This is a genomic window from Erwinia sp. PME.40.26/001 (assembly GCF_055556675.1).
On sequence record NZ_JBVHNP010000107.1, the window covers coordinates 1 to 278 of the forward strand.

The 278-nt window shown below is 43.2% G+C and carries 1 pseudogene; it reads left to right on the plus strand.

Going from position 1 to position 278, the window contains the following annotated elements:
• Positions 1-278 (plus strand): annotated as a pseudogene (locus ACZ3HG_RS23430) (hypothetical protein); the annotation flags it as partial.

Consider the following 278-nt stretch of genomic DNA (forward strand, 5'->3'; position numbering starts at 1 on the left):
TTCTGCTGCTGGTTCCTCTACATCTGCTGCGGGAAACAGCCAAGCGACTACCAAGCAAGATGGACATCTAATTACAGCAAAGCAAGCCTTATCCGCTGGTGAGTATGCGAAAGCCATAGAGGAAGCTACAGCGTCCATTAAAAATAATGCTAATAATGCAGAAGCCTATTCTGTACGTGGCTTTGCAACAGCATTAAACGGTGATGCGGCTAAAGGGTTGACAGATACTAAAAAGGCTTATGATTTAGACCCTAACAATGTGGCTAATTACTATAACA